Annotated in this window: 12 protein-coding genes; 7 read left to right on the forward strand and 5 right to left on the reverse strand. The window is 35.3% G+C overall.

Going from position 1 to position 14,425, the window contains the following annotated elements; genetic code table 11:
• From U9P79_06175 to U9P79_06200, 6 genes are all read left to right on the forward strand, one after another.
• Positions 1-217 (forward strand): hypothetical protein (locus U9P79_06175; GenBank protein ID MEA2104209.1); only part of this gene is annotated, 217 nt, incomplete at its 5' end.
• A gap of 219 nt (positions 218-436) precedes the next feature.
• Entirely contained in the window at positions 437-1,060 is a 624-nt protein-coding gene (gene udk, locus U9P79_06180) for a uridine kinase (protein MEA2104210.1), read from the forward strand.
• Positions 1,061-1,080: 20 nt separating this feature from the next.
• Positions 1,081-2,430: a hypothetical protein gene (locus tag U9P79_06185; GenBank protein ID MEA2104211.1), complete on the forward strand. Its 1,350-nt coding sequence runs from the start codon at positions 1,081-1,083 to the stop codon at positions 2,428-2,430.
• 52 nt (positions 2,431-2,482) lie between these two features.
• Complete coding sequence (locus tag U9P79_06190; protein MEA2104212.1) at positions 2,483-4,000, forward strand: TrkH family potassium uptake protein; 1,518 nt, start codon at positions 2,483-2,485, stop codon at positions 3,998-4,000.
• A 349-nt stretch (positions 4,001-4,349) separates the two neighbouring features.
• On the forward strand, positions 4,350-5,069 hold the full coding sequence (locus U9P79_06195) for a TrkA family potassium uptake protein (protein MEA2104213.1): 720 nt from the start codon (positions 4,350-4,352) through the stop codon (positions 5,067-5,069).
• Positions 5,070-5,134: 65 nt separating this feature from the next.
• Entirely contained in the window at positions 5,135-6,118 is a 984-nt protein-coding gene (locus tag U9P79_06200; GenBank protein ID MEA2104214.1) for a hypothetical protein, read from the forward strand.
• Positions 6,119-6,164: 46 nt separating this feature from the next.
• Here U9P79_06200 and U9P79_06205 read toward each other — a convergent pair whose 3' ends face one another.
• The 5 genes from U9P79_06205 to U9P79_06225 all read right to left on the reverse strand — a co-directional run bounded on the left by U9P79_06205 (position 6,165) and on the right by U9P79_06225 (position 12,081).
• Complete coding sequence (locus tag U9P79_06205; GenBank protein MEA2104215.1) at positions 6,165-8,336, reverse strand: S9 family peptidase; 2,172 nt, start codon at positions 8,334-8,336, stop codon at positions 6,165-6,167.
• A gap of 42 nt (positions 8,337-8,378) precedes the next feature.
• On the reverse strand, positions 8,379-8,810 hold the full coding sequence (locus U9P79_06210) for a DUF559 domain-containing protein (GenBank protein MEA2104216.1): 432 nt from the start codon (positions 8,808-8,810) through the stop codon (positions 8,379-8,381).
• A gap of 423 nt (positions 8,811-9,233) precedes the next feature.
• A complete protein-coding gene (rhuM, locus tag U9P79_06215) occupies positions 9,234-9,581 on the reverse strand; it encodes a RhuM family protein (GenBank protein ID MEA2104217.1) in 348 nt (115 codons plus the stop codon).
• Between the two features lie 342 nt (positions 9,582-9,923).
• A complete protein-coding gene (locus U9P79_06220; protein ID MEA2104218.1) occupies positions 9,924-11,360 on the reverse strand; it encodes an MATE family efflux transporter in 1,437 nt (478 codons plus the stop codon).
• 55 nt (positions 11,361-11,415) lie between these two features.
• Positions 11,416-12,081 carry a GPP34 family phosphoprotein gene (locus U9P79_06225; GenBank protein ID MEA2104219.1) on the reverse strand — a complete coding sequence of 222 codons (666 nt, stop codon included), beginning with the start codon at positions 12,079-12,081 and terminating at the stop codon, positions 11,416-11,418.
• A 162-nt stretch (positions 12,082-12,243) separates the two neighbouring features.
• Here U9P79_06225 and htpG point away from each other — a divergent pair, with 162 nt between their 5' ends.
• On the forward strand, positions 12,244-14,061 hold the full coding sequence (gene htpG, locus U9P79_06230; protein ID MEA2104220.1) for a molecular chaperone HtpG: 1,818 nt from the start codon (positions 12,244-12,246) through the stop codon (positions 14,059-14,061).
• Positions 14,062-14,425: the final 364 nt, after the last annotated feature.

A 14,425-nucleotide genomic window follows, 5' to 3' on the forward strand; every position in this document is an offset into this window, starting at 1 on the left:
AATCGTTGATCGGTGTTCGGAATTCGATATTAAAAAAATGAATAATGAATATCGATTAACGAATGATGATTTTAGAAGTAGAAAAGTATGGAAAACTCGCAGAAAAAATCATAAATCAAAAATCGTTGATCGGAGTTCGGAATTCTATATTAAAAAAATGAATAATGAATATCGATTAACGAATAATGATTTTAGAAGTAAAAAAGCAAATGAATAATGAATATCGATTAACGAATAGTGATTTTAGAATTAGAAAAGTATGGAAAAAACACAGTTCAATGACACTGTTAATTATCTTATATCCAAGCGTTAAAATTTTCTTCGTTCTCGGTAGTGAAAAACCAAAGGTGGAAAAATTCTCTCATAATTATTGACAACTAAAAGTTGTTTTAGAATATTTTCTAAAATTTTGTAGGATAAAATACAAAGGAATAATATGAAAGAAAATTTAATAATTGGTATTGCCGGTGGAACAGGCTCCGGCAAAACCACTCTTGCAAATCGAATAATTAGGACAATGAATGATCCGGATATCCCAGTGATAAAAATGGACTCGTATTATATTTCACATCCGAAGATGAGCATCGAAGAAAGAGCTACAATCAATTTCGACCATCCCAGTTCGATTGATACAAAATTATTTATAGAACATCTGAAAAAACTGAAAAACAACGAATCAATTGAGATGCCTGTATATGATTATGAAACGCATCTTCGTAAAAAACGCAAATCCCCGGTTGCTCCATACCGAGTTATTATTGTTGAGGGAATTTTATTGTTCGAGAATATTAAAATTCGCGATTTATGTGATATTAAATTGTTTGTTGACACCGATAAAGATATTTGTATTTTACGAAGATTAAAAAGGGATATGGAATCACGTGGCAGAACTTTTTTGTCTGTTTATGACCAATATTTTGCCACAGTTCGCCCTATGCATCTTGAGTTTGTGGAACCGTCCAAAAAATACGCCGATATTATCGTGCCACGTGGAGGATTTAATAAAATCGCAGTGGATATGATCGTTACAAAAATCAAAACTATTCTTTCTGAAAAATAATTTAAAAATAAGGAGCCAATATGTACAAAAAAATTCTATCAATAACCATCGTTTTATTTACTTTATTCTGCACACTTTCTGCCAAAACCAGCATGACGGTTTACAATCAAAATGTTGCATCTGTGAAGACAGAACTAATAATACCAGTGCAAAAAGGAATGAATAATTACGAGTTTTCTGATATTCCGAGCGGAATTGAACCAACTTCCGTGCATCTTTATCCTCTAAAAAAATCGGACAAATTGATCATTACTCTTCAAAATTATGAATACGATCTGGCAAGTTCAGACAAAATTTTGGATAAATATCTCGATAAAACCATTTCAATCGTAACAAAATCCGGCGAACTTTTTTCCGGCACATTAAAGTCAAATGATTTCAAAGCAATTGTAATTCAGAATGAAAATGGAATTGATATAGTAAATCGTGAAGAAATCCAGAATATAAAATTAGACAAGATGCCGGCAGATTTTTACATAAAACCAACTTTGAATTGGGAGTTATACTCGAATAAAAAAGGTGATTGCAAAACGGAGTTGAGTTATATTACCCAAAACATCAGTTGGGATGCTCAATACATTGCAACACTTACCCCTGATGATAAAAGTCTAAAACTTTCCTCCTGGATTTCTCTTGATAATCGCTCCGGAAAAAATTTTGAAAATGTAGAACTAAAACTGATGGCTGGTGAGATTAATCGTATTAAAACCAAAAAGTATGGTGGCAATGCTCGAGATGAAATGGCAATGTTCAGCTCGAAAGGCGTACCTTCGGTAGAAGAAAAGGAATTTTTTGAATATCATCTTTACACTGTGAAAAACAAGAAAATCAATATAAAAAATAACCAGCAAAAGCAGCTTACTTTATTTGATCCAACCGATGTTAAGATCGAAAAAATCTTTCAATATAATTGTAATTCAAGCGGTGCAGTGATTGTGAAAGTAAAATTCCGGAACAAAAAAAAGGACGGACTCGGAATTCCATTACCAAAAGGGAAATTCCGTATTTTTAAGGATGATAAGACTGGTAATTCCGAATTTATTGGTGAAGATTTAATCGCTCACACTCCGAGAAATGAAGAAGTGGAATTATCAGTGGGAAATGCATTTGATATAAAAGGCGAATGCACACTTACGGAAACTTCCAACCCAAGCCGTAAATCTCGCAAAGAAACCTATGAGATCGAGCTTCGCAATCAGAAAAAGGTTGATGTTACGATTGAAGTTACAAAAAATTTGGGACGAAATTGGGAAATTGTAAATACGGACTTGGAGTTTACGAAGAAGGATGCCTTTACGATTCAATTCAATGTGAATGTGCCTGCTGAAGGTAAGAAAAAATTTGATTTTACGGTAATTTATAATTATTAAGGAAAATTCGAGTTGATCCTCCCGCTGGTGCATTGACTCGAATTATTTTGCCATGAAAAGATTCCTTCCCAATCTAACCACCGTCCTGCATTTGCTCGGATCAATTTTATTGGTGGTGGGATTTTTCTTCATTATTCCACTCTTATATTCTGCCTTAAATGGAGAAATATCAACCGAAAATACATTCTACGCATTTCTTTTTTCTGCCACAATATCTTTGGGAACAGGTTTGACATTAACCCGGATTTTTCCGGAAAAACCTCTTAATTCTGTTCAAGCAATTCTGGTTTGCAGTTTAGGTTGGATTGTTATTTCGGCAGTTGGCGCAATTCCATTTGTGCTCGGAATAGGTGCAAATTATCTTGATGCATATTTTGAAACGATGAGCGGATTTACAACTACCGGAATAACGATGTTCACCGGACTTGATTCTATGCCGAGAAGTATTTTACTCTGGAGGAGTATAATTCAATGGGTTGGTGGCTTAGGAATTCTTACTTTTTTCCTGTTTGTTACATCGCAGATAAGTGGTATCCACACTTTGTTTGGAGCGGAAAGCCATAAAATAAACTCCAAGCGCCTTGTTCCGGGAATGATGAATACAATAAAAATTCTTTGGGGAATCTATATCTTATTTACGTTAACAATTATCATCGCTCTGAAAATTGCGGGTACTTCGCTGTTTGATAGCATTTGCCACAGTTTTACGGCTCTTTCCACCGGCGGATTTTCCCCGTATGATGCCAGCATTGCTCATTATCAAATAATAGGCCATGCAAACTACATCTGGATTGAGTATATTATCATTTTGGGGATGCTCCTTGGTGGCACGGGCTTTCTGATTCATTATCGGATTTTACGAAGAGATTTTCGGGCGTTATACGATAATACGGAGATGAGATTGTGGGTTGGATTTATTACTTTTTTCACTCTCATTATTTTTCTGGAAATATATTTGAAATCGAAAGGAGTTTTTCTAAATTCCGATTCAGGAAGTTTTTGGAAGAATATTGAGGAGAATTTTCGTGCCACTCTTTTTCAAGTCATAGCAATAATTACCACAACCGGATTTGGAACAAAGGATATCGGATCTCCTTTTTTTGGATATTTAGCAAACCAACTTTTTTTGGTTATGATGGTTATCGGCGGTTGCGTCGGTTCCACAGCAGGAGGAATCAAAATGCTAAGAATTGGAATCCTATTCAAATTAATAAAACGGGAAATCCACAAAGTTGTTTCTCCGAGAAAGTCAATCAATTATGTTTTGGTTGACAAAAATCGCATTAATCCGGATGAAATTTATCGAGTTACTGCTTTGTTTTTTGCCTGGATCGCTCTACTCGTCTTTGGTGGAATAGTAACTGCATTATTCTCCGATTTGGATGGATTGAGTTCTTTCTCCGGAATGTGCAGTGCGGTGGGAAACATCGGACCGTGCTATATTTCCGTAGAACAAATGACGCAACTGAATCCGATAATAAAAATTGTTTATATTTTTGGCATGCTTGCCGGACGTTTGGAGATTTTACCGGTGTTCCTCTTATTCAGCCCCAGAGCATGGAAATATTGATAGACAGGACACAGATGAACTTTGAAAAATTTGAATTTCGCAAGATAAAAATTTTTTGTAAAAAGTTTAATATCCCCGTTGAATGCTTTGTGTTTTAATATTCAACAGTGGTTTATCTACCGAATTTGTGCTTGCCCAATGAAATGCCTTTTTCTTTTATTTATCCCGTGAAATGCCTTTATTTTTTTTATTTCACTGGGATTTCACTGGGATTTCATCGGGGTGGAATGTTTTTGTATTTATATTCCACTTGGGGTTTTTCTGGCCAAATCATCCACCAGCTGGTGGAGTCATTTTGCTCAAATAGCTGTTTAAGGATGCACACTAATAAAAAAAAGGAGACGAATATATGTTTATAATAATTGCTGGAGCCGGAACAGTCGGCTATAGGATTGTGGCGAAACTTGTCCAAAACAAACACGATGTGGTAGTGATTGATAAAGACAGAGATGTATGTGAAAATCTATATAGCGAAACCGGTGCTACCACTATTAACGGAGATGCGACCAAATTACGTGTTCTCAAAGATGCGGGAGCATCAAAAGCAGATTCCTTCGTTTGCCTGATGAGGAATGATGCTGATAATATTGCTTGTGCTCTTCTTGCAAAAAGTCTGGGAGTGGAAGACATAATAAGTCGAGTTCGCAGACCGCAGTATAAAAAAGCATATCAAATTGCCGGCATAAACGGCATCGTAGATATTTCCCGTCTGTTGGTTAACCGGATAATTGAAGAAGTGGAAAAACCTGAAGTGAAACGAATTTTTACAATGGGTGACGGGAAAACAGGTGTATATGCCATTTTAATGAAGAAAAATTCTCAAGCTATTGGAATGACCATCCGAGATATTGTGAAGAAAAATAAATTTCCGGATGATTGTTTGTTCATGGGCGTATATAAAAACAATATGGAAGATTTTTTTATTCCACGCGGCAATTTCGTTATTCAAGAGAACGACACGGTTTTTGTGGTTTCAAATAGTCAATATATAAAACAGGCTTCCGATTTTCTTACAAAAACAGTAAAGCAAAAAAAAGCCTTGAATAATCCTTCACCAAATTTAAATTAAAACTGATAATTGCAAAAATAAATTGGTTATTTCAGCCAAACCTAAAATTTCAAAAAGGAGTTTTCATGAGTAAAAAGAAAAAACGCATAGCAAAAAGCAAAGCGAAAAAACGACAAAAAAGGAAATCCAAAAAAGCAGAAAAAATAAAATTTTCTACAAAAATAATTCACAAACCAGCTATAACCGAAATCGAGCCACCCAAAGGATTTCGTCCTGTTTCTATTACGCAAGCTATATTGGAATACAGCAAACCTTTTGATGAAAAACTTGGTGAGAAAACAGAAGATAATTTTAAACTTGTGATGGATTTGGGTATGAATATGTGGAATTTTACAGAGGCAAGAATCTCATATGAAGAGAAGTCAGTATTGAAAGTAAAAATTATTCTTTCTCTGGTGAATAATTTGAAAATGAAGAAAAATGAAGCAAATGATTTCTTTGATAAAATGGTCGAGAGAAAAGAATACTTATTTCCTCAAAGCATACAATCTGAAGATACTATGATGTTTTTTATTCGAAAAGAGGATATGGTTTTCATCCCTGATTTTGATTATTCCCAAATTAAAATATCTAAAACCCCTATTCCCGCTGACGAAAAAGATCAAGATTGTATAAAAAGCATTCTCTTTATCGATGCTCAAATAAATCAAGGTGCCGATTATCTAAAATGGGAAAAAAAATATTTTCAGATGTGTGATAAATGCAAAGATAGATTTATAAAATGGATGGAAGACAAGGGTGTAAAAAAGTTGGTGCAAGATATGGCATTTAACATTGACTTTTTTTTAAAATTTATTTATACATATAGACATGAGGAAGAATTTACTTTACGCTTTCTTCCTGCATTAGCGCTTAACGAATTTTTCGGGGATTTTTTGATTAGAAAAATGTTGGTTAAACCTCATGAATATACTTATTATATCCCCTCAATAAAATTGTTTTATGAATTTTTAGCAGATAAAAATTATATCAATGATTCGCAAACCTACATCGCCCAACTTGATGAAATAGAACCACAATTTATGAAAATTCTACGGGAGCATTTTTAAAGGATTTTTTAGAGGTTGGATTTTTTTTCGCAAAGTAATAGCGTTTTCATTTTCCCATTTTCAAAATATCCAAAATGAAGGCATATTCAAAAGCAATATCTCTAAAATAATCATACCAACCGGAAGAGCCGGCGTGCCCTGCCATATTTGTTTTTAGAAGCAGAATATGATCGTCGGTTTTTAGTTTTCTAAGTTTTGCCGTCCACTTCGCAGACTCCCAAAAATTTACTCGTGTATCATAAAATCCGGCAAGGATCAGCATATTCGGATAGTCCTGCTTTTTTACGTTATCATAAGGGGAATAGGAAAGCATATAATCGAACTCTTCTTTCTTATTCGGATTTCCCCACTCTTCATACTCGGAAACAACTGCGGAGAGGGTGGTGTCAAACATAGAATTAATAAGATCCACAAAAGGCACATCTGCAATTAGTATCTCAAAAAGTTCGGGACGCATATTTGCCACCGCCCCAATGAGCAATCCCCCGGCGCTGCAACCTTCACCCACCAATTTTTCGCTGGTAGTATAATTTTTTTTCAGAAGATATTCGGCAGCAGCAATATAATCGTTAAAAGTATTTTTCTTATTCATCATTTTCCCGTCATTGTACCACTCTTCACCACATTCACCCCCACCACGAATGTGTGCAAGAGCATAAATGAATCCACGATCAAGAAGGCTTAAACGAGACGTGGAGAAATATGGCTCGCTAACATCACCGTAAGAGCCGTAAGCATACAATAATAGCGGATTGGAACCATCCTGCTTGTACATATCCTTTTTATAAACTAAGGAAATCGGGATTGGAGTTCCATCCTTCGCTTTAGCAAAAATTTGCGTGGCATGATAGTCAGCAGAATCAAATTTCCCCAAAACTTTTTTCCTTTTAAGAATTTCCGACTTCCCCGTTTTAAGATCATATTCCATTATCATCGGAGGAGTGGTGAGAGATTCGTAAGTTAGCCGTAATTTATCAGTTGCAAAAGTTTCGTTACCCCACGTAGAAAAAGTGTAAATGGAGTCCGGAAAATTTATGTAAAATTCTTCGTCCGTTTTCAGATCCATTATCTTTAACTTTTGGATTCCATTTCTCATCTTGTAAACAACGATGTAGTCTTCAAAAACTCCAATATCAATCTTGCAATTTTTTTCCGGCGGGATGAATTCTTGCCAGGATGATCTGTTCGGATTTTCAAAAGTAGTTCGCATAACCTTGTTGTTGATGGCATTATCTGCGTTTGTAACTATGTAAAGATTTTCATAATGGGGAGCGATATAATATTTAACGCCTTGTTTGCGAGGCTGAATGAGATTGAATTTCCCCAACGGAGTTTTTGAATTGAGATAGCGGATTTCCGAAGTGGTTTTGCTACCGGAACTCAAAATTATTTTTTCATCGTCTAAAGACCGATACATCCAGACATAAAATGCCTGAGCCGGTTCGGAGAAAATCATTTTGTCATTCGCGATTGGTTCTCCCAAGGTGTGCCGGAAAACTTTTTCGGTTCTGCCGGAGATATCCTCAGTGATATAAAAAATAATATTTTCGCTTCCCCAGCAAATATCTCCTACAGGATAGGCACGATCCGGCAGAATTTTATTTTCGTTTAAGTCTTTTATGTAAAGAGTATATTTTTCAGCACCGGTTGTATCCACTCCATAAGCGACCATATCCTGATTTGGGTTGAGAGAAATATAACTCACATCGCAGAAAGTGTAATTCTCTGCGATTTTGTTTGGATTTAAGACTATCTCTTCAGGGTTTTCCAACGAGTTTTTTTTGCGGCAGTAAATTGAGTATTGTTTTCCCTTGATTTTTTTCCAATAATAATAAAAACTATCACGTTTTACAGGCACAGAAAGATCAGTTTCCTCCATCCTGCCAATTATTTCTCTATAAATTTTGTTTTGTAGTTTTTCCGTATGCCGGAGCATTTTCCCCGTGTAATCATTTTCTGCGTGAATATAATCCAAAACTTTTTGTTCGGAGCGGGTTTTATCTTTCAGCCAACTGTAATTATCTATTATCTCCATTCCGTGAACCCGCAAAGTATCAGGAATCTGCTCTGCTGCGGGAGGGCTGAGTTGGAAAGAGATTTTGGTTGTGTCCGGTTGAAATTCCTGCGGATCAATGTTTTTTTTCGAGTGCAAACCGAGACATGATAAGAGTGAGAAAATAATCGAAATTAATAATATCGGGAGAAATATTTTTTTCATTATACCTTCTTTGATTTGTTTTTTATTTTTTGTTTGCTCATATTAATTCCTTTTAAAATTCCCCTCTTGTAGAGGGGTGCCCGATTTATCGGGTGGGGTGTTTCTCATCAACTCCTCGCACCTTTCCTTCAAATTCTCTATAACGCCATTTAGATTTCTTTTAATATCAAAATCACCATAACGGATTATTTGCAAATTTAAACTTTCTAAATAATGTTCTCTCCTTTTATCATATTCAACTTTATCATTATGGCTACTTCCATCTATCTCCACAACCAAGGAAAGTGCCGGACAATAAAAATCTACAATGTAGTTGCCGATTATTTTTTGTCGGTGAAAATCTAATTTGAAAATTTTTCCTTTTTTTACCTGCATCCAAAAAAGCACTTCGGGTAGATTGCCTGCTTTTCTTAAATCTTTAGCTCTCTCCTTTAATTTGGGATTGTAAGGGAGGTTTTTGTAGTTTTTGAATATTTTTTGTTTATTGGTTTCTGTATTATTTAACACCCCACGGCTAAAGCCGCACCCCTCTGCAAGAGGGGAATTTTTTGACTTTGTTTGTGGGAGATTGGATTTATTATTGTTCATAAGTTTAATATTCCTCTTTTTTCAGACTCGACTTGAGAGCCATTTGTCTTTGCAAAACGAAGTGAAGACAGAAGTGCCGATCTGAGAATGAAAATTAATTCACCGAATTTTAAAATTTTCACACTCTCTATCCGTTAAAGTAAATTCAGGATCAACAATTTTTACTTCCCTGTATGTTAATTCGTAGAGTTTGTAAACCATTAAATCTATTTTATATTCAATTTCTATTATTTTTTTATAAAGGATATAATGTTTGGCAGATGCCACGCTCTTCTTGTTTCTCTTCTTGCTTGACTCTGGAGCTGTGTGTTACGCCCATTCTCTGAAATCAGTTGCGCGAGAAGAATTGATTCTGTAGCCTGTTGCAATTATTGCTTCTAAACTATAATGTTTTGTTTTATATTTTTTGCCGTCGGAAGCAGTTATTAGGAAATTCCTAACAACTGAATTCTCTTCTAGTTCTTTAGTTTTAAAAATATTTTTTAGGTGTTCATTAATTGTTGGAATTTGAACTTCAAATAGTTTCGCAATAATTTTTTGAGTCAGCCAAACATTTTCATCTTCAACTCTTACTTCAATTCCATCACTCCCAGTTTGCGAAGTAAATATCAAAAATTCAGCGGTACTATTTCGTATTAATTTGTTATTTTTTTCCATAATTTAATCTCTCTAATTTTTTTATAGACAATTATTCTCCAATTAAAAGGAATCTTGTATCGGACAAGTAGATTAATTTAAACTTCGATTGCGCCGAATGGTTGTTACGCCCAGCTTCTTTTGTACTGTATGAATTACTCATAAATTGAAATATAAACAAATTAACTTTTCATCAAACCATACAAAGTTAGGCATAACACAAGTATCCTTACTCAATTATTTATTGCCGCTTAATTCTCCAAGTTATAAACCGCTATTTTCCTGTCAACATTTGCCCAACTGGGCAGGTAAAAAATCATTTCATCCGTCATTTTCACTTCCTTCTCTATTAAAACCGAACGCCTAATCGTTTATCCTTGCCCTTTTCCATTTTCCTTTTCTGTAAGTATTTATCACTAATAGTGTGATAATGATATTGCTAATCACCATTGACCACCATAAGGCATTGTAGGGATGACTTGCGAGCGGTTGTGCAATATATTTTAAAATTTTTTGCAAACTGTCTTTTTGAAATAAAGAGCTTTCCAATAACTTTCCGGACAGAAGATAAACCAAAGGTAATCGCAAAATCCACAAGCGGATTAAGCTGAAAAACAAAACCGGTTTTGTGTGTCCAGCCCCATTGAAAACGCCCATGAACACAAAAGCAATAGAGAAGAAAAATGAAGCGATGGCCAAAAGCTTGAACATACCTTTTCCCAACTCGATGACTTGATCGCTATTAATGAAAAATCGGGTTAGTTGAGCTCCAAAAAAGAAAGTAAACGAACATCCGATTAGCATAATTGCAGAAGTTAATACTACAGCTGCCAGCAAACTTTTTTCCGCCCGTTTAATATTGTTTGCCCCAATATTCTGCCCGACAATTGCGGCTAATCCCTGCGAAATTCCCATGGAAGGAACCATAAAAAAACTTGTGAGTCTTTTGCCTATGGAGAAAGTGGAAATAATTAGTACACCGTAGGAATTAACAAAAGCCTGCAAAATCAAAAATCCAAAACTCGTAATAGATTGCCCCAGCGAAGCTGGAACGCTGATCTTAAAAATTCGTTTTAGCATATCCTTATTCGGCTTTATGTGTTTCCATTTTGGAAGGATAAAAGCAAAATTCTTTCTAATGAAATAAATCGCAACCAAGGCTGCCACAACTCGTGCGAAAAGTGTGGCAATAGCCGCTCCCGTGGTTTCCATACGAGGAATAAATCCCACTCCAAATATTAAGATCGGATCTAAAACCACATTTATCAGTATTGACAAAACTTGAACTTTTAGAGGTGAAATAGTATCGCCCAAACCCCGAGCAAAACTCTGAAAAGAGAGGAAAATGAAAAGGGCAGGCATACCGGAAAGGATAATCGTAAAATAAGTTATTGCCTTTTGAAAAATAGTTTCAGGCGTTTGGAGAAGATGAAGAATATCCTTAATAAAAAAGATACTTATAAAAACAAATACGATAGTAAAAATAAAAATGATTACGGTGAATTGTCCCACAACAAGACGCATTTTATCAGGTTTGTCCGCTCCCTTGTATTGAGCAACCAATGATGTTCCAGCCACAACAAATCCGAAGCCAAATGAAATAAGGAAAAAAATGAGAGGGAAGATCATCCCAGCCACAGATACGGCTTCCTGAGCAGAATCACCGAGTTTTCCCAACCAGAAGACGTCGGTAAGGTTGTAGAACATCTGCAAAAAATTGGAAATAACTATTGGCAAAGACAGCTTAATCAAGTTTTTAAGCAGATTTCCGCGAGTTAAATCTATGGCTGAATCTTTCATTTTTTTTATTACATTGGATCAGGAAGTAAATGTATTTGAAACTGAGCAATGATTTCTACGGTATCGGACGAAGAGATACGGAAGCAACTGCATCTGTAATAATTTTTTGAATTTCCACCAATGCCTTTGCCACAGCCTGCCCTATGATATCCATCTTTGCAATTAATTTAATGCGGTGTTCCGCTTTTTCCAGTTCATCTTTACTGAAAATTTCCTTTGCAAGATTACAGGAATCCACGAGTGAGATCAGAACAACATCACGAGGATCTGGTATATCTTTATTGATAATCAGTTCATGAATTCGAGTTTTCACCTCTTTTTCCTCTGTGTTGTTGATCACAGGATAACATCGTTTGTTAAATACCCAGAGAATCTTGTGCTTCTCTTTCTTTAAAATCCCCTTGCTTATAAGCCTATCCAGCAAAACCGTTTGCAAACTTGTCAGATCATTAGCAATTTTCTTTACCCAAAATATTGGTTTTTGATTTTGTGATTCCTGTTTGATTATATCCAGAACTTTGTCAAAAATCAGATCGCCGGTTGGAGAGCCATCTATCAACAAAAGATGTTCCATATCCGTGTCAATCTTGTTTAGCAAAGCTAATTCCATCAGTATAGCACCAACAAGCCCATATTCCAAAGACATTGTAGGCATTTCGATAAAAGTACCCTTTTTATCATCAAGGGCAAGCAAAAGTAACTCTTCCGCGAAAGTAATCATAATTATCTCCAACAAATTTGATTTGTTTATATTGTCCAAACCGTTCAAAACTGTCAAACAAGTTAAATTTAGCACTCCAGTAAATAGACTGCTAAAAAGTTTGACATGGAAAAATTTCTTATTATATTATTTTCTTAAACAGCAAAAATTTAAAGGAAAATTATGGAAAAAAAAGATCGTACATCAGGAAAATTGTCTATTCATACGGAAAACATTTTCCCGATTATCAAAAAATGGCTCTATTCCGAGCATGAAATATTTCTAAGAGAACTTATTTCAAACTCCGCTGATGCAATGAGTAAACGGAAAGCTCTTCAAGAAAATATCGAGGATGATCTGAAGATTGAAATCAAGACAGATAAGAAAAAGCGAACTATCAAAGTGATTGATTATGGAATTGGCATGACTTCCACTGAGATCAAAAAGTATATCAACCAGATTGCTTTTTCCGGTGCAGAAGATTTTGTAGAGCAATTCAAAGAAATGCAGGATGAGATGATCGGGCAGTTCGGTTTGGGATTCTATTCCGCATTCATGGTTTCAAAAAGAGTAACAATTGACTCGCTTTCATATAAGAAAAATGCAAAACCAGCTTTCTGGGAATGTGAAGGTCAAACCGATTATAAACTCGGTGAAGGCAAAAGAAAGAAACCCGGAACAACCGTAACTTTGTACCTCAATGATGATAGTGATGAATTTCTCGAAGAATTCAAACTTAAAGAAATGATTGAAAAATATTCAAACTTCGTTACGTTTCCGATCTTCATCAATAAAAATAAAGATGCCACAAATATCCTGGAAGCACTTTGGAATCGCAAACCTGCAGATGTAACGGATAAAGAATACAAAGAATTTTACAAAGATTTTTTCCATCAATATGACGAACCGCTTTTCTGGATACACCTGAATGTGGACTTCCCTTTTAAATTAAAAGGAATTCTATACTTCCCTAAAATTCAAACTAATCTGGAAATGAATAAGGGCAGAGTGAAACTCTATTGCCATAATGTATTTGTGGCTGACGACCTCAAGCAGGTTATCCCGGAATTCTTATTGCTACTCCGTGGCGGGATTGATATTCCGGACATCCCTTTGAATGTTTCGAGAAGTTTTTTGCAGGAAGACAAACAAGTAAAAAAAATTTCCCGCTATATTATCAAAAAAGTTGCCGGAAGTCTAAAGGATAAATTCAAAGATGACCGTAAAAAATATGAAAAACTGTGGGAAGATATCAATCACTTCATCAAATACGGAATCGTTACCGATGATAAATTTTATGACGTTATGAAAGATTACATTATTTTTGAAACCGCTTCCGGCGATTATGTAACCCTCGAAGAATATGAAAAACGTAATCCGAGTGATGAAAAACCGCATAAAATTTATTATGCGAAAAGCGGCGACACGCAAGTATCATATTTAAAAATGATGGAAAATCAGGGAATTGATGTTATCCTCGAATCATCCATAATTGATAATCATTTCTTCCAGAAATTAGAAATGCAAAGCGGTAAAATCCAATTTGTGAGAATTGATTCGGAAGTGAATGAAAATCTTGTAGATAAAGATAAAGCCGAGATTGTTGATCAGGATAATAAAACCGAATCGGATAAGATAAAAGAGGTATTTGAAACCGGTTTAGATGATAAAAATATAACGGTGGAAACCAAAAGCCTAAAGTCGAAAGATATTCCCGGAATGATTGTTTTCAACGAACAGATGAGACGTATGCAGGAAATGAATGCCTTTATGGCACAGGGCGATATGGACTTGCTTTCCAATCACACTTTTATCGTTAATGTAGAAAATGATACAGTGAAAAATATTCTCAGTCTTAAAGAAAGAGGAAAAACCGAAGAAGTGAGTTTGCTTTGCAAATATATTCATGAGCTCGCTTTGCTCGAACAAAAGCAATTTTCCGGCAAAGAATTGCAAGAATTTATTAAAAAATCTAATAAGATTTTAGAATTCGTGAAGTAACTTAATCCGCCATCTGGCGGATTGATTGTCGGATATAAATCTGTGGGCGGCTTGTTATTGCAAGTCGCCTTTTTTTTGTCTGTTCTCACCCTATCAGCCGGTTGGCAGACAGGATAAGTCCAGACAACCCAAAAACCACCAACCAAGAACAATGAACAATGAATAATGAATAATTCCCATCAATTCCCAACTTTAACCATTTTTCTCACAACCGCATTTTTACCATATTCCAATTTATAAAAATATGTTCCGGGAGAAACTTCATTTCCATAACTATCTTTTTTATGGAATTAAATTATCAGCATCCCAAAAGTGAGTAATAGTCTTTAGATAACCCTCAACGATCCATTCAGGAATATCATCT

This window comes from Candidatus Cloacimonadota bacterium (genome assembly GCA_034661015.1).
Taxonomy (GTDB): domain Bacteria; phylum Cloacimonadota; class Cloacimonadia; order JGIOTU-2; family JGIOTU-2; genus JAYEKN01.